General features: G+C 53.0%; 10 protein-coding genes. 2 read left to right on the top strand and 8 right to left on the bottom strand.

Annotated features, from left to right (window positions below; genetic code table 11):
* Positions 1 to 19: 19 nt before the first annotated feature.
* Positions 20 to 556 (bottom strand): GDYXXLXY domain-containing protein, encoded by a 537-nt coding sequence (locus ACMHLI_RS20035; protein ID WP_413530992.1) that lies wholly within the window; start codon positions 554 to 556, stop codon positions 20 to 22.
* On the bottom strand, positions 543 to 2,750 hold the full coding sequence (locus ACMHLI_RS20030) for a DUF4401 domain-containing protein (RefSeq protein ID WP_413530991.1): 2,208 nt from the start codon (positions 2,748 to 2,750) through the stop codon (positions 543 to 545). The genes ACMHLI_RS20035 and ACMHLI_RS20030 overlap by 14 nt, the downstream gene beginning before the upstream one ends.
* Positions 2,751 to 3,096: 346 nt before the next feature.
* On the opposite strand from ACMHLI_RS20030, the gene ACMHLI_RS20025 reads away from it, so the two are divergent.
* Positions 3,097 to 4,533 carry a glycoside hydrolase family 1 protein gene (locus ACMHLI_RS20025; RefSeq protein WP_413530990.1) on the top strand — a complete coding sequence of 479 codons (1,437 nt, stop codon included), beginning with the start codon at positions 3,097 to 3,099 and terminating at the stop codon, positions 4,531 to 4,533.
* 43 nt (positions 4,534 to 4,576) lie between these two features.
* On the opposite strand, the gene ACMHLI_RS20020 is transcribed toward ACMHLI_RS20025, so the two are convergent.
* The 3 genes from ACMHLI_RS20020 to uraH all read right to left on the bottom strand — a co-directional run bounded on the left by ACMHLI_RS20020 (position 4,577) and on the right by uraH (position 7,964).
* Complete coding sequence (locus ACMHLI_RS20020) at positions 4,577 to 5,977, bottom strand: M24 family metallopeptidase (protein WP_413530989.1); 1,401 nt, start codon at positions 5,975 to 5,977, stop codon at positions 4,577 to 4,579.
* 55 nt (positions 5,978 to 6,032) lie between these two features.
* Positions 6,033 to 7,259, bottom strand: coding sequence for an MFS transporter (locus ACMHLI_RS20015; protein ID WP_413530988.1), 1,227 nt, complete (start codon positions 7,257 to 7,259; stop codon positions 6,033 to 6,035).
* Between the two features lie 294 nt (positions 7,260 to 7,553).
* Positions 7,554 to 7,964: a hydroxyisourate hydrolase gene (gene uraH / locus ACMHLI_RS20010; RefSeq protein WP_413530987.1), complete on the bottom strand. Its 411-nt coding sequence runs from the start codon at positions 7,962 to 7,964 to the stop codon at positions 7,554 to 7,556.
* Positions 7,965 to 8,164: 200 nt separating this feature from the next.
* On the opposite strand from uraH, the gene ACMHLI_RS20005 reads away from it, so the two are divergent.
* On the top strand, positions 8,165 to 9,847 hold the full coding sequence (locus ACMHLI_RS20005) for an Hsp70 family protein (RefSeq protein WP_413531060.1): 1,683 nt from the start codon (positions 8,165 to 8,167) through the stop codon (positions 9,845 to 9,847).
* A gap of 62 nt (positions 9,848 to 9,909) precedes the next feature.
* Here the strand turns inward: ACMHLI_RS20005 and ACMHLI_RS20000 are convergent, their stop codons facing one another.
* The 3 genes from ACMHLI_RS20000 to ACMHLI_RS19990 are packed head-to-tail and all read right to left on the bottom strand — an operon-like array spanning position 9,910 to position 15,329.
* Positions 9,910 to 12,573, bottom strand: coding sequence for a DnaJ domain-containing protein (locus tag ACMHLI_RS20000; protein WP_413530986.1), 2,664 nt, complete (start codon positions 12,571 to 12,573; stop codon positions 9,910 to 9,912).
* Positions 12,570 to 13,277, bottom strand: coding sequence for a DUF1266 domain-containing protein (locus ACMHLI_RS19995; RefSeq protein WP_413530985.1), 708 nt, complete (start codon positions 13,275 to 13,277; stop codon positions 12,570 to 12,572). Before ACMHLI_RS19995 ends, ACMHLI_RS20000 begins: the two co-directional genes overlap by 4 nt.
* Positions 13,278 to 13,301: 24 nt before the next feature.
* Positions 13,302 to 15,329, bottom strand: a complete 2,028-nt coding sequence (locus ACMHLI_RS19990) for a hypothetical protein (protein WP_413530984.1) — start codon at positions 15,327 to 15,329, stop codon at positions 13,302 to 13,304.
* Between the last annotated feature and the right edge of the window lie 250 nt (positions 15,330 to 15,579).

The following is a 15,579-nucleotide window of genomic DNA, read 5'->3' as shown; positions in this document are numbered from 1 at the left end:
ACCTTGGCGGAGTACTGCATTAAGGCTCAATCACCTCACCGCCCTCATCCAGCATGGCGGTCAGCAATGCCGTACCGTCTTTACCTACCCGAAATGCCCCGTAGCGCGCATGAGCGAAACGTTCGCCGTGGCCCTCCTGAAAGAAGTAAGCGTTGGTTCCTATCGTCAGTGAACCGGAATTCATATGGTATTTCACCCGTAACTGATTCGCTTTCAGGGGTTCACCTTGATCAAACCGTGCCTGAGTGACCTGCCGCTGAGTATCGAGATCCACAATTATTTTCCCGCTGAGGGGTAAACAAGGCGTGGAGGGGACGGAGATGCAAACCTGACGTTGCTGATATAACTCCAGCTGTAAAGGTCGGGTAATGGCATAGTTGAGAGCCATATAATCGCCCTGCATGAGAGAGCGCGGATCAACCGGCGCAAGTTGTAAGATCATCACCTCGCCCTGTTTCAGTAGCCGTTCTTTCTGCCAGATACCGGCATTGACTGCCACCAGCGCCAGCAATATCACACCCCCGGCCAGCCATTTCCTCAGATTACTGGTTTTCATAGGCACCTCCGGTGCGTGCAGGTAAAACCTTTTTGACCACCCATGTCAGCATCAGCAGTACCACACCGCTAACCAGCAGCAGCAGAGATTTTTGCAACAGAGTGACATCCAGGAAGTAGTACCAACCGGAAACATACAGCATGATGAAACAGCCACTGACCAGTAGAATATCCTGACTCCCCTGATAGCGTGCCATCAGTAACAGCCACAGACCGAGGCCTATACCGGGAGCATAGACGGCGGCGGCGCCACAAAGGATTGCAGCCGGTAAAGTGATCATCGATAAAGGGGTCTTTTCAACCAGCCGCTGGTACAGCGTATTGAGTAATAAACCTCCCGCGATCCCGCCCCCTAAACCGAATTGAAGAGTGGTAAACCGCGGCATATCCCAGAAAAAATCAGAGATAAACCCGCCATTTATTGCCAGAAGGCACAGTACTATCAGGCCCGCAGGAATGCCATGAAGAAGCGGAAGAACGGCTTGTGCAAAATGTCCCGCCTGAAGATTCAGCTGATTCCTGACGATCCATAACCAAAATATGATGACACAAGCGACCAGCGCCGAAATTACCCAGAGACCGGCAGCCGGGAGTAAGTACAAACTGGTCAGAGAATGCCCCGACAGAACCAGCAATAGCGTTATGACAGTGATAGCCATAAACCGGTAAGACCGGTCGGGCATGGCGATTGCCATCACGGCCAGGACCGGCAGCGCACACAGAGAACTCACCAGAATAAAGGTTTCTCCGTCGGGTTCGACGAGCAGAAAGACACCGAAACAAAGCCCGCACGTCGCCGCAATTGCCCATGCCAGTCCGATATGATGTTTTCCCTCTCCCCGGGTGCGTAACAGGCCGCCCGCGATGGCGGCAAGGATCAGCGAAGGGAGAATGACGGTGGCGGCATTAGGGTCGTTGAGCAAGTCAGCCATATAGAGAACCAGCGCCAGCAGCAACAGAATGAGCATGGCTGCGACCCATCCACCGATGCTCAGCGCAAGCCTCAGATACCAGGGGAGATGGGAAGAGTGATCCTGCTGCTGAATTTCCTGAATCTGCGTCTGATTCAGCAAACCATGCTGACGCAGTTTTTCTGTCAACATGGTTAATTCTGCCGGTGCTACGTCGACGGGGGCGCGTTCGTACAGCCTGCGTCGCCAGTGCAGGAGTAACACACCGTTACCAGCCACCCACACTGCCATCAGGCAACCGATCAGAAACAGATCCCCCACATCGTAAGAGTTATCAAATAACTGCATGATCAGAACGCAGCCCGTGGCCGTCAGGCTGGCAGTCCCCAGAGTCAGCATGCAAAGATCCGGATGGCGATAACGGTAAAGGTAATAGCCCGTCAGCAAGGTGATTAACCAGAAGCCGGTAATCAACGTAAAGTGGATATCCCGACCCCAGTCGTACAGCCTTCCGGCGACGATGGAGGTCAGCAGCAGTAACAAAAACCCCGCCATAACCCGGGAGAACCAGCGGCTCGCCAGCCAGCTTTCGGGATGATGTTTTATCGCCTGCAAGGCCAGCGCCTCGCGCAGAATCAGGCACAGTGCCAGCACGGCCAGATAACCGTAAAGTGCCGCAGTGGGAAGATAGGTCAGGCTGTCAAACGATAGGGCATTCTCCAGGGACAGCGACAGAGTGGTGTAATAGAGCTGGAACGCCAGATTAGCGACCAGCCAGCTGCAAAACCATAAACTGTTTTGCCGCGCAATCAGCGCCAGGGGCAGGAGAACGCATAGCCAGGCTCGGAACAACTCCCAGCTATCAGCACCGGTCTGATACACCTGCCCATACAACGCAAACAAGGCGCCGAAGCTCAGCCCCGCCGCAAGCAAAGCGCTGCGCGCCGCGCGGTGATACCAGCGCCACCAGACAACGGCAGCCAGCGCGACGATCAGCAACTCCATCAGTGCGAATTTAGTTATCTTCGGCATGTGGGCCCAGTTCCACGCGACAAAAAACAGAGCACCGGCAACCAGTGACAATAAACCCAGACAAAAGAGCACCGGGATCAGGAAAGTACGCCACTGGGCATATCCTGGCCGCACACCGCAAAAAGCGTAAATACGCTGACAGGCATCAGGGGTGAGATTCCCTCCTTGCACTAAGCGCTCGGTCTGACGGCAAAGATACTTTGCCGTTCGTGAAGGCATCCAGCTTATGCCATCTGGAGCGATGTCAATCATGATTCCCTGCCTTGAGTCGCGGTTGCATTAAAGAGAACCTTCTTTCGAAGGCATTAGTCTTGTTTGCCAGCGTATGTTTTATAACATCTTGTCATCATTGTAGCGTTCAAATTTCTGTTTTCCTGAACTCAGGTGGTTTTCAGGGGGCGTTGAAATCGCTGCTTTTATTTCGCCCTCGTGAAGTTACAGTGTATCTTTTAGTCCATCTGTCAGCTTACGGACAACGATGTCGTGGCTGATGTGGCTTTCTGCAAACGCTAAAACTGACGGGGAGAAACGTCGGTGGCGGTGATGATCAGGCAGACGTTATGAGTCGATCCCAGACCGGGATTTTAAGGAGGAAGTGATGAAAGAGAAGTTTCCGCAGAACTTTATGTGGGGTGGGGCGACGGCCGCCAATCAGGTTGAAGGGGCATACGATCAGGACGGCAAAGGGCTGTCGATAGTCGATGCTATCCCCGGAGGAAAAAAACGGTTAAGAATCGTCTCCTCGCCTGAGTTTGATTTCTCCCTCGACACAACGCGTCATACTTACCCTAATCACAAGGGGATTGATCATTACCATCGCTTTAAGGATGACATTGCGCTGTTTGCGGAAATGGGGTTCAGGTGTTACCGGTTTTCAATTGCCTGGACCCGAATTTACCCGAACGGCATCGAGCAGCAGCCCAATGAAGCGGGACTGCAACACTATGATGAGGTGATTGATGCCTGCATCGCGCAAGGCATTGAACCCGTTATCACTATTTCCCATTATGAAATGCCGCTGCATCTGGCGAAAGAGTTTGGTGGCTGGAAAAACCGTGAGCTGATAGGTCATTTTGAGCGTTTTGCCCGCACGGTGCTGACGCGTTATGGCCATAAAGTGAAATACTGGATGACCTTTAACGAAATTAACAGCGCGGCACATTTTCCTATTATGAGTCAGGGGCTGACGGTAAAAACCGGCGCACTCGACAATCAGGCCAAATATCAGGCGTGGCATAACCAGTTCGTCGCCAGTAGTTTAGCGGTGAAAATTGCCCATGAAACCAATGCTCAGATTCAGATAGGTTGCATGATCCTCTATGCGACGAATTATGCTTACGACTGTGATCCGGTTAATCAGCTTGAAACCCTGAAAGAGACACAGGCATTCAATTTTTATTGTGCCGACGTGCAGGCAGGCGGTAAGTATCCGTACTACGCAAAACGCCTCTGGCAGTCTAAGGGCGTCGAACTGGACATTCAGCCGGGTGATTTGGCGCTCATTGAACAACACACCGTGGATTACATTGGTTTTAGTTATTACATGTCTTCGACCATCAATAAAACCAATCCGGATGCGCAATCTGCGGAGGGCAACTTGCTCGGTGGCGCACGTAATCCTTTCCTGGAGGCCAGCGAGTGGGGCTGGGAAATTGACCCGGTAGGACTTCGTATCGCCCTCAATCAGCTTTATGACCGTTATGAGAAGCCTCTGTTCATTGTTGAGAACGGTCTGGGTGCTATCGATAAGCCAGATGAAAATCACTACATTGCCGATGACTACCGCATTAATTATTTGCGTCAGCATATTGAAGCCATGGCCGATGCGGTTGAAGACGGTGTGGAACTGATGGGATACACCCCGTGGGGCTGCATCGATCTGGTGAGTATGTCTACCGGTGAGATGAGCAAACGCTACGGGCTGATTTATGTCGATCTCGACGATAACATCAGCGGCACGGGCAACCGTTACAAGAAGAAATCATTCCACTGGTATCAGAAAGTTATCGCGACGAATGGTGCCGACCTGAGTTGAGGATGCGGGCTGATGACACCGTCGTCAGCCCTGAAAACGCCTGTCAGCGCTGACGAACCAGCGCTCTGTTTTTATCAAGCAGGAAAGGACGCAAATATCCCACAGTGTTAGACAGGAGAATGACGTCTTCTGACACTGTGATATTCAGCACATCCCGCAGATAGGCTTTGCGCGTTTCCATTCGTTGCCAGACGTCCGGGAAATGGCTTTGCAGCTCGTTTCTCAGTGCGGCATCAGCCAGCGCGACAGTATCTTCAATGCTGCATCCGCCGTAGCCGGGCAGCGAAGGGATAATATCGATCTGAAAAATCATCCCGCTCTCCAGTGTGATCGTCGAATTTGCGTAGACAGGGGAGCAGAGCCACTCTTCATCGGCCACCAGATGACCCGGGTTAAGATGCCAGTGCCACTTCTCTTTCGGCATTACGTTTTCGATGGTTTGATAAAGTTCACCCCCCGTCAGGCCGGGTTGAAGCGTTTCGAGCCAGGTGGTGACTGCGTGATAGTAAGGAATAGCCAACGCTGAAAGGTAGTCAGCCACCGCAGGATCCAGTTCATTTTCTGTTGCCACCACATAGGCGGAACGGCTGCTCAGCCCGCCCTTAAACCCGACGGTCAGCGAAAATTTATCTCCGCGCCGGATCTCTTTATCCGTCGGATATAAACAGGCATTCGCGAAACGGTCACCGGTGGCGGCAATCATCACGACGCTGCCCGGCTGCCCATCAGCAGACAGCAAATGACCTATCTGTTTCTCCGTTTTCCCCGGTGCAATCTCGTCCAGCGCCGCCAATATATTGGTGGAAGCCAGATTTGCGCCGTACTCATAAAAGGCGATTTCGCAGGCTGTATTTAAACGGCGCACACCCTGCGCAGGGGAGATAAACAATGAGGTTGCATTGACCACGTTTTCCCGTTTACCGGCAATGTCGACAACCGCTTCCACAATGAAAGCAGGCACATCGAACTGATACTGCGTATCGCAAAGCTTGCTGGTGAACAGCTTCCAGCCAACGACACCAATACGATGTTCGCGCTTCAGGCCAGCCTGAGCCAATACCTCAGTCAGCGGAGCATCGTTATCCATCGGCTGATTCGGCAGCGAGAAAGCCGGCGCATGGAAACACTTTCCGCCGTTTCGCGCATAAGGCACCAGCTTGAGATTCTCATTCCCCATCACGTAGCTAAGCTGACCGTCAGCGGTCAGTATCAGCAACGCCTCTTCAAATCGCGGAATAAAGCCAGCGAGGTATTCAAAATTCCCGCCATGTTCTTTATCGGCATAGATGGCCAGGGCATCGAGATTATGCTGCTGCATAGCCGTCACAATATTCTTCAGCCGCCGCGCCATCACCTTATCGCTGATAACAGGCGTTTTCACAGTGGGAAACGTCTTTGGTGCCGGGACGGCAGTCAGTTCAAAACGGGGTTGTGACCAGGTCATTGCCATTCTCCTTAACGCAATAATATAGGGTGGTGCATAAGATCTTATGGCTATCTTAGCCCGTTCCGACGCGGTTTGTGTCACCCGCCGAAGGAAAGACGTGCCTGCAAAAGATCAGCCAGATGGCAAGGGCACACAGGGCGATTCCCCCAAGAATGAAATAGGCAAAACTCCAGGATGTGTGGCTGACGATGGCACCGGCCAGCGCAGGGCTCAGCGAGGCGCCGAGTCCCTGCAACAACATCACGAGGCCAAGTGCTGCGTTGATATGCCCGGTACCATTAAATAACGAGGCAATCAGCCCTGGAACGGCAACACCCAAAATACCTGCGGCGACACCGTCCAGCGCTTGTACTGGAAATAACACGAACTCGTTACTCCAAAAAGACGCAATGGCGGCCCGAAATGGCAACACGATAAGCGCAATGACGATAAGCTTTGCATAGCCATACTGAGATGCGTACCGCGCAGTGAGCAGCGCCACGGGGATCATGACTGCCTGAGAAATAGCGACGGTTAATGCGGCATACGTGCCCGGCGTGAACAGAGAACCTGAAGGGGAGGAGGCGACCTGCATGCTCAGCATCGGTAATTGTGCCGCATTAGCAAGGTGGAAGAGAAGCAGGGTAAAGCCGGTTACGGCCAGTTCAGGCCGTTTCAGTAACGCAAAAAAAGGAACAGAAACAGCAGGACCTTCGTGTTTTTCAATACCACGCGCCACATTATGATCGATGTCGTTTTTGTTAATCGCTAATGTCGTTATGACGGTAAACACCGCCATTGTTGTCATGAGTAAAAATACCGATCCTGTCCCCCAAATCCAGCATGTCACTGCCGCCAGCACCGCGACCGCCATATTGCCGCCGTGGTTGAAGGCTTCATTGCGGCCCATCTGCCCCAAAAAACCTTGCTGACCGGCGATCCCTAAAGTGATCCCGGCAATGGCGGGTGCGACGATGGCGGCCGCTAAACCGGTGATGATTTGCGATGCAATCACGACGCCAGACGTAGGGAAATACCAGAGGGCCAGAGTGCTCAGGGTAATCAACAGAGATGAAGTGACAATTAACAGTCGCTTATAACGCGTGGCATCCACAATCATGCCGGAGGGGAAGGTGGCCAGCAATCCGGCCAGTCCGCCCAGCGTCATGACCAGCCCAATCTCCTCCGCCCGCCAGTGGTGGGATACCAGAAATATGCCTAAAAAAGGCCCCAGCCCGTCGCGGACATCGGCGATGAAAAAGTTGAGCAAACAGAGAACTTGCAGTGAACGTAATTTCATAAACAGCCTCAGGCAATGATCATGCTCGTTACCCGTTTGAAAAGGTCAAAAAGGGTACGCAACGGAATCTATCTCCTTCTGTATACATTGCAAAAGTGAAAGAAAGACAGTCATGTATCGTCGTCTCTGACAAAAAAAGCGCAAACGCCTTATTTTTAGGTTTTTTCTGAACAGCAGAGGGATTTTTCGCGGGAGTGAGGAACAGATTCACGGTGCCGGGCCGACGCCTGACCTGATAGTTAATGGCCGGAACCCCGACCATTATTAAATTTCATGCCTGTTATATAACGTCAATTAATTGCCGCGATAACTGGAGAAACCGTAAGGGCTCACCAGCAGGGGAATATGATAGTGTGGAACGGAACCGTCAGCTTTGAATATCACCGGGATCTCCGGGAAGAAAGTCGGCGTGTGGTGTTTTTCAAACCATTCGCCTGTTTTAAATGTCACACGGTAATTCCCTTTTTCTATTGTACCGTCTTTTGGATAGAGTGCTGGGATCCTACCCTGATCGTTAGTGACACCGTCACTCAGGCGAACCCACTGGTTACCTTGTTGTTTTTCAAGCAACACTGTGACGCCGGCAGAGGGAAGTCCGTCCTGCAAGTTCAGTACATGAACGCTCAGCGGGTTCGCTGCAAGTGCAGAGGTCAGGCAGGCGACATTCAGAAAAAGTCCAGCGAGTAATGTTTTAATCGGGGTCATGTGAAATCCTTTTTATTTTAAATGTTGATATTTAAATTCAAAGAATGAAAAGCAGCCCTTTATTATTAGTCTGACTTTTCAGTGCTGTTTGAATAAAGAAATAATACATTCCTGAGGTTAACCACCACATGTCAAAACGATGACATTTATGTCATTATTCATCCGGAATACATCCCCGACGAGAAAGAATCATGATGGAACTGAAGATGGCTGTCCCAGCGATCGGCATTGATTTAGGCACCACTAACAGTCTGATCAGTGTCTGGCAAGACGGTGAGGCGCGGCTGATCCCTAATGCATTGAATGAATTTTTAACGCCTTCGGTGGTGAGTCTGGATGACGATGGCCGTATGCTGATTGGCCGCCCGGCACTTTCTCGTCTGACCACCCATCCGCAGCGCTCAGCGGCGCTCTTTAAGCGTTTTATGGGCAGCAAGAAACAGTTTCGGCTGGATACACAAACTTTTGATGCACCGGAGCTGTCGGCAATGGTGCTTAAATCCCTGAGGGCGGATGCGCAGGCCTATCTCGGGCACGACATCACCGATGTGGTTATCTCAGTTCCCGCTTATTTCAGCGACGAGCAGCGCAAACAGACCCGTTTTGCCGCAGAGCTGGCCGGGCTGAATGCCGTCAGGCTGATTAACGAACCGACCGCCGCCTCGATGGCCTACGGGTTGCATACCCAGAATACCGGCCGCACGCTGGTGTTTGATCTTGGCGGTGGAACCTTTGACGTCACGGTGCTCGAGTATGATCTGCCGCTGATTGAAGTGCATGGTTCGGCGGGCGACAACTATCTGGGCGGCGAAGATTTTACGCAGGCGATCATTAAGGCCTGTCTCAGTGAATGGAAGCTTGATGTCGGGGCCATTCCCGCAACCGAGCTGGCGCGTCTGTACGACAGTGCTGAACAGCTAAAATGCCAGCTCGGTCAGCATAATGCTACGCATCAGCTGTGCTGGCAGTGGGGGGATCAGGCATGGACGCTCTCCTTTGACGAACCGAAACTGGAAGAGATTTGGTTGCCGCTGATGACCCGGTTACGCGCACCCGTAGAACAGGCGCTGCACGATGCACGCCTGCGTCCGGAGCAGCTTGATCACCTGGTGTTGGTGGGCGGGGCATCGCGTATGCCGGCCATTCAAAAGCTCGTCGTCAAACTGTTCGGAAAATTACCTCACCAGCATCTGGATCCCGGCACCATTGTGGCGCTGGGCGCGGCCGCACAGGCGGCCTGTCGGTTGCGCAATGAAGATATCGAAGAGGTGATCCTTACCGATGTCTGCCCCTATACGCTCGGCATTGCCACCGCCAGCGAGCAAAGGAACGGGATATTTTCCCCGATCCTTGAGCGTAATACCGTCGTGCCTGCTTCGCGGGTAGAGACGTTCACCACCCGTCACGTTGAACAGACGTTTATCCGCATTGCTATCTATCAGGGCGAGAATCCTCTGGTGGCAAATAACATCTTTATTGATGAACTGCAGGTGCCGGTCAAACCCAATGGCGCGTTACAGAATATCGACGTACGTTTTAGTTATGATATTAACGGATTGCTGGAAGTGGATGTGAACTTGCCCGACAGCGGTGAGACATTGAGTAAAGTGATCGACCACAGTCCGATTGGTCTTAGCCCCGAACAGCAACAGCGCAGCCGTGAGCGGTTGACGGCGGTGAAAATTCATCCCCGCGATACGCTGGCAAACCGCAACCTTCTGGCGCGTTTAGAGAAAGCCTGGGCACAATCGCTGGGCGATACCCGTGGACAGATTGGTCTTTGGCTGGAGGAGTTCGAAAAGGAGTTAGCCAGCCAACAGGAAAGTCGCATCGCACCGTTGCGCCAGCGGCTGGAAGGTCTGCTTGCGGAGTTAACGTTATAAAGTGAAAAAGTATGCCGCCAGGTAAGAAGGGCGGCACACTCATTTTTTCGACTGGATTTTAGCTATTTTTTTCGCCGCCAGCCGGGCGGCGGGCCATAGCGGTTCGGCTCTGGCATTCCGCGTTTGAACAGATACATTGCCAGCAATTTGAGCACGGGAATTTTAATCTCTTTTAGTTTATCCGCGCTGGCCAGACCCAAATCCCGCCCACGGCGCACCACTGCGCTGTAAAGGTTCATCACGACCAACAGCGCCGACAGTGCGGTATTCGCCAGTTGCCCCTCAGCCACAATTGCGTTAACCAGCATGATCGCGATCTCGCTTCCCAACACAATCTGCAAGACCAGCCCTAGCCGTCCAATACGTGAATTAATTCGCCAGAATTGCCAGAAATAACTGCGGCGCTGCGGGTACTGCGTGAACTCATTCTGACGGGTGCTGTTGATTTGCAGCATCGTCGCTGCCGCTAATCTCAACGCAATATCTATTTGCGGATCGTCAGCACCGGCCTGAGCGGCGGCACTGAGTCTGGCATCCAGCAAATATTCCGGATTAGTGCTGAGCTGAGTGATCCCCTGAGCGACCGCTGATGCGATGAGAGCCCCGCGGGCAAGATTTTCGTCCGACGGAAATATCGGTAACTGGCGCGCCAGCAATTGCTGTCTGAACGCCATTTCTTCCGGCGAGCTGGCGGTGAGCGCCTCAAGTTCCGCCAGATTGTCCTGTGCGCAACGCGCATTGTAATGCGACAAAAATACCGCGTGGTACAGGGCCTGATAAGGGAAGGGGGATTGTCCCAGCCGTTCCTGCCACTCTGGCTGATAACGGTAGAAATAGTGGGCCGAGCTGGAGGAGCTCTCATCACGCCGGGCAATGTACTCTTCGATACTGACCGGCAGCCGGGTCCAGCAGTTGAAATGCAACGAGTTGTCCAGAACCAGATGGCTTTTTAGCTGGCCAACTTCATCGCCCTGAACCGGGTCAATTTGGGTAAACACCTCATACATCGACCAGAAGGGATGCTGCTCATCCAGCGGAAAATCTTCCAGATTGCTGAGCCGGGAGATGTTGTCGACTTTCAGATCGAGCATTGTTTCCAGCAACATCACCTGACGCAGGGCGTCACGCGGCGACGTCTGACTGTCTTCCGGCAGGGCTATATCCACGTTCTCAATGAGATAGCATAGCCAGCTGGTGTGCGCCGGCAAAACGCTCTCACCATACGCCGGATGTTGTGCAAGTTTGCCCAGGCTGTGAGGGGGAAGCGGCCGCCAGTGCCACAGCCACGCGATGCTCTGCTCCCAGGCGGCACAATCGCTGTCGGCGAACATCTCAGGCAACGGCGTCTCTTCGGCCGCATGCAGCCATGTGATGAACTCCGCCAGCACCGCTGAACCCTGAAGCCACGCCAGACGCTGCGCAGCCTGTCGTTGCAGGCCGCGTAAGATTGTCGCCTGCAACGGTATTGTGGGAAGAGGCTGGTCAAGGATCGCTTGTAATAAGGTTTCATTCCCCATCGTCAGCATGCTGGCCTGCCAGTAAAGGTGCAGGAGGTCATCGGTGCCATCTTCCTGCATAAGATGCGGGAACATGATCTGCGGGCGATACCGGCCCGATTTCCAGCTGATAAAGTCAGCGGCCAGCGGGGAAACGTCGACCTGTGTCGCTTCGGCCCAGCGCATCAGCGTTTGAGGCGACTGTGCCTGCGGCCGGTACGCGTTTTCCTCGTCGCCGGTAGCGCTTTCCACTGGCGGAATATCCGGGCGGTCAAAAGCCTGGATCAGCAGTGGCAGATAATCTGCATCATTCCTGACACACCACGCCAGCAGCCACTGTTCGGCTTCGGCATGCTGATGATTTTCATGCAACCTTAGCCACAGCGGAAACGCACGTTCATCATCGCCCATTATGCTGCAATGACTGGCGCTCAGATAAAGCCACTCCGGATCATCCGGATTGAGTTCGAGCTGTTGCAGGCAGTGGTCACGCAGTTGCGCGTCAGACAATGCCGCTAAATTAAACCAGCGTGCCATCTGGTTCATCAAACGCGGGCATGATGGCCAGAATATCACGCGCGGTTCTTCCAGCAGGTATCGCAACCAGCCGGTCGGTTGTTCCCAGTAAAAATGCCGGACCTGATGGAAATAGCCCAGCGTGTCGTCTTGTGCGGCCAGAGTGAGAGGGGCGAGCGTGGAGAGATCGAAAATATCGCCGCCTTCGGCAAAGTTCAGCAAGTCGTCGGCCCGCTGCGCCATTTCCGTCCCAATTTCTGGTAAACGCATTCGCCATTGCAGGCGGTTAGCCAGCAGGATAAGACAGTCGGCGGAAACAAAATTCACCTGCAAGACAGCTTCCAGCAACGGCCAGCGAAGCTTATCGACAGTGGTGACGGGGTGATCGTCGAGTTGACTGATAAACCGCAGCCAGCGCACCGGCAAATATCGCTCCGCAGGAGAATTGATCAGTGCGCTGAAGGCGTCGAGCAGCCCGGTGGGATCGGTGGCTGGCACTTCTGGCGGCGGAGCCGGTGGCTCAAGTGGCATCAGAGTTACGGGTTCATCCACACCTTTTCGCGCCTGTTCATAGGCCTCACGCAGGCGCTTAAAACCTTCCGGATCATTTTCCGGGTGATACGTGGGCAGCAGATCGCGGTAGGCCTGGCGGATCATCTGCTGATCCTGCGTGGGTGAAATGCCCAATATTTCCCAACAAGGCTGGCTGCTCATAGATCCATCTCCGGCAAGGATGCGGGTTTATCTATCTCATTCATCGCGATGTACCACGGAAGTTGAGATATCGGGCTCTCCGGATGCGTATAGAGCTGGCGCATTAATTCAATGTTGGTGGTACCACCTGCGTCGATGCTAAAAGCATAACGTCGGGCATCGGCTTCGGACGTACTCAGTGACTGCCAGTAGAGTCTTCCGATGATAAAACCAGCGTTATAGCGCTGCCAGCTGGTGTAATAATAACGGGCGCGTACCGCCAGACGGCTGTGCAGCCAGAGGTTTTCTTCCGACGTTATCCAGCCGTTAAGCAGCCCGATACGGCAAAGAAAGCCCATCCTTGCTAAATCCCAGGCGCGGATCCCGCCGTCACCGCACATGACGGCGCTGTCAGACACCAGTGCCAGCAGGACCTGTACGTCAGACGTTTGATGCGCCGCATAATTCTGCCACTCTGTCAGGCTCAGACGGTGCCACAGCCTGAAGTAATGGGCCAGATCCTCCGCATGGCCGTTGTCGATCATTCTTAAAATCATCTCAAACAGCTGCTCACGGGAATCGATGCCCCAGCTCTCGCTCAGGTCAACGCTGGTATCAAACGGATAAAATTTATCGCAGTCGTAGGCGGCACCCGGTCCGGCATTTATTGCCACCATCGGGGCTGAAAGCGCGAGCAACCAGCGGCGTGCAGAATCATCAATCACTGAGAATTTCTCCTGTGGGGTAAATCAGCTTTCATACTGCCATTTGGGTATTACGCAGCCTTTAGGGCCGGGCGCGGTCTGTTTACCGTTCTCATCGAAACGTGTTTCACAGGCTGTAGTCAGTCTGCCGTCTTTCCAGACTCCGCTGCTTTTGACTTTGCCATCAGGGTAATAACAGGTGCTTTCACCCTGACGCAGCGCGCCCTGATAATCTTTGTACTCCTTGCCGTCGACCACTAAACGGCTAAATCCCTTAGCGCGACTAATGCACTTCATCTGATCGTTTGGGTAATAGCTGATTTGGGTATAGCTGTCGTCGGGGCCGATGCGTGTTTCGTCCTGGCGCTGACCATTGGCATACCAGCTGTTATTGGTTTGCTGTCGGTTAAAGAGATAGTCAGCCTCGGTGAGCGGCGTGCCGTCAGGGTTGAAGGTTTGCTGTTTGCCGCAATAGCCGCGACCGCTTAGTGACAGAGGGCAGTAGTTGCGCTCGGTGATTTTGACGCCGGCAGCGGTAAATTCCTGCATCAGCCCGACTTCATAACCATGGTCAAGGGTGGACACCGACTTCGGTTTTCCGTCGGGGAAATTGTAGACATTCAGGCCGTCGAGTTCGCCATTGCGGTAGCCTCGGTCGGCGCGCACAGTGGTGCCATCGTCGTAATATTCGATTTCACGGCCGTCCAGTTTGCCCATCACATAATCAGCCTGATAAACCCTTATTCCGGCAGCATTAAATTTCTGATACAGGCCGTCAGCAAGATTATCTTTGTAATGAATGATTTGCGTCAGTTTACCGTTTTTATCACTCCAGCGCAGTTCACCCTGTTTTACGCCCGCCACCAGTTCGACCTGCTGAGTCTCGCCGTCACCCGTCTTGAGCTTCCACATACCGTTTGCCACGCCTTTCACGAACGGGCCTTCGCCGTTTTCAGTGATCCACATGCCTTCGGGCTGGTCATCGACATAATTGCCTTTCGAGCGCAGAACGCCCGCCAGACGGCGCTCGCTCGGGCCCTGGCGCTGACCATTCTGGTAAGTATCGAAACCGCTCAGCTCGGGTGTTTCGCCATCCATGCCGTCGGTTATCTCCCAGCGGCCTTCGCGCTCATCGTTTTTCATCAAGCCAGTCGACGTTTCTTGCTGATCACTGAGGGTCCACTGGCCTTGCTGATGTCCCGCGATATAGTTGCCGGAGCTGGCAAAGTTCTCGCCGACGGTCACCCATTTCCCGCTGGGAATGCCTTTTTGGAAAAAGCCTTTCACTAAACCATATTGTTTTGAGTAATAGACATAGGGTCCATTCTCGCTGCCGCTGAATTTACTCGGATCGGCTTGCCAGCTGATGGCGGTAACACGAAATTCTGGTTTGTCGCTGTCTTCCTCACGCCGGTAAGTCGCGGTGAGAAATAAGCCCTCTTTTTCGGCAAAGGTTTTTTTATAAGCGTAGACGTTGTCTGCCGGTTGTTTCGCCGCATGGGAAGGCGTGCCATCGTCAAGATACCAGCCGACAACTTTGCCCTGAGTAAAGTCGATATTATCGAAATCGGGATTGCCGAATTCAGGGTATTCCACGCTGTAGTCATAAGGCGGAAGCTGCCCGAGGGCGCGTTTTATCAGCGTTGCATTGAGGTCTTTATTGTTGCGAACCAAATTATCCAGAACCGGTTGTAAACTCAGCACCGGAATATAGCTGCCGTCTTCTTCAATATAACGCCAACTGCGCAGGAAGAATTTGCCGTGACTTTTACTCAACACCAGCGTGACCTGACCTGCCTTATCTACGTCGGCATAAAATACGGATTCTATGGTGGAGTCGGGGAAAGTACCGAGCAGGTGGGGATGGTGATCGACACTTTGGTCTTCTTCGCTACAGAAGCAGTAATAGCCTTTTACTGCCTTATTTTCCTGAATAAAGACCAGAAGGGCGCTGCTGTAACGTGCGCCAGAAATTATCGGATGCGCCAGCGTTTTACCTTCGTAAAACGGAGGGGGCGTGTCGTTGGAAGCCGCCAAAGCGTTGCTTGCCAACGCGCTCAAACTTAACAGCATTATGCCCAATAGTGACTTGATCGCTCTCATTCCCTGACCTGCTCATTTGAAAAAGTGCGCTTAGGTTACATGAAATGTTTCTAACGGTTAATTTTATGTTGAATCAATTCTTTGAGGGTGTAACGAACGCCGCCAGATTTGAAAGATTCAGCCTTTGGTAACAAAGCCCTAAATTCTGACTACTACTGATCGCAGATTGATTCAGTTAATATTTATTCGGTCACATTGGTTGGCACAATGATCAGTTCAC

Origin of the sequence: Rahnella inusitata (assembly GCF_965118895.1) — a bacterium.
GTDB lineage: Bacteria > Pseudomonadota > Gammaproteobacteria > Enterobacterales > Enterobacteriaceae > Rahnella > Rahnella inusitata_A.
Note: the sequence above shows the minus strand (reverse complement) of the source record. Positions and strands in the feature narration are given on the sequence as shown.

What these genes read in the sequence shown, in the direction of transcription:
- ACMHLI_RS20035 (WP_413530992.1), bottom strand. Translation starts at nt 556, where the DNA reads ATGAAAACCAGTAATCTGAGGAAATGGCTGGCCGGGGGTGTGATATTG.
- ACMHLI_RS20030 (WP_413530991.1), bottom strand. Translation starts at nt 2,750, where the DNA reads ATGATTGACATCGCTCCAGATGGCATAAGCTGGATGCCTTCACGAACG.
- ACMHLI_RS20025 (WP_413530990.1), top strand. Translation starts at nt 3,097, where the DNA reads ATGAAAGAGAAGTTTCCGCAGAACTTTATGTGGGGTGGGGCGACGGCC.
- ACMHLI_RS20020 (WP_413530989.1), bottom strand. Translation starts at nt 5,977, where the DNA reads ATGACCTGGTCACAACCCCGTTTTGAACTGACTGCCGTCCCGGCACCA.
- ACMHLI_RS20015 (WP_413530988.1), bottom strand. Translation starts at nt 7,259, where the DNA reads ATGAAATTACGTTCACTGCAAGTTCTCTGTTTGCTCAACTTTTTCATC.
- uraH (WP_413530987.1), bottom strand. Translation starts at nt 7,964, where the DNA reads ATGACCCCGATTAAAACATTACTCGCTGGACTTTTTCTGAATGTCGCC.
- ACMHLI_RS20000 (WP_413530986.1), bottom strand. Translation starts at nt 12,573, where the DNA reads ATGAGCAGCCAGCCTTGTTGGGAAATATTGGGCATTTCACCCACGCAG.
- ACMHLI_RS19990 (WP_413530984.1), bottom strand. Translation starts at nt 15,329, where the DNA reads ATGCTGTTAAGTTTGAGCGCGTTGGCAAGCAACGCTTTGGCGGCTTCC.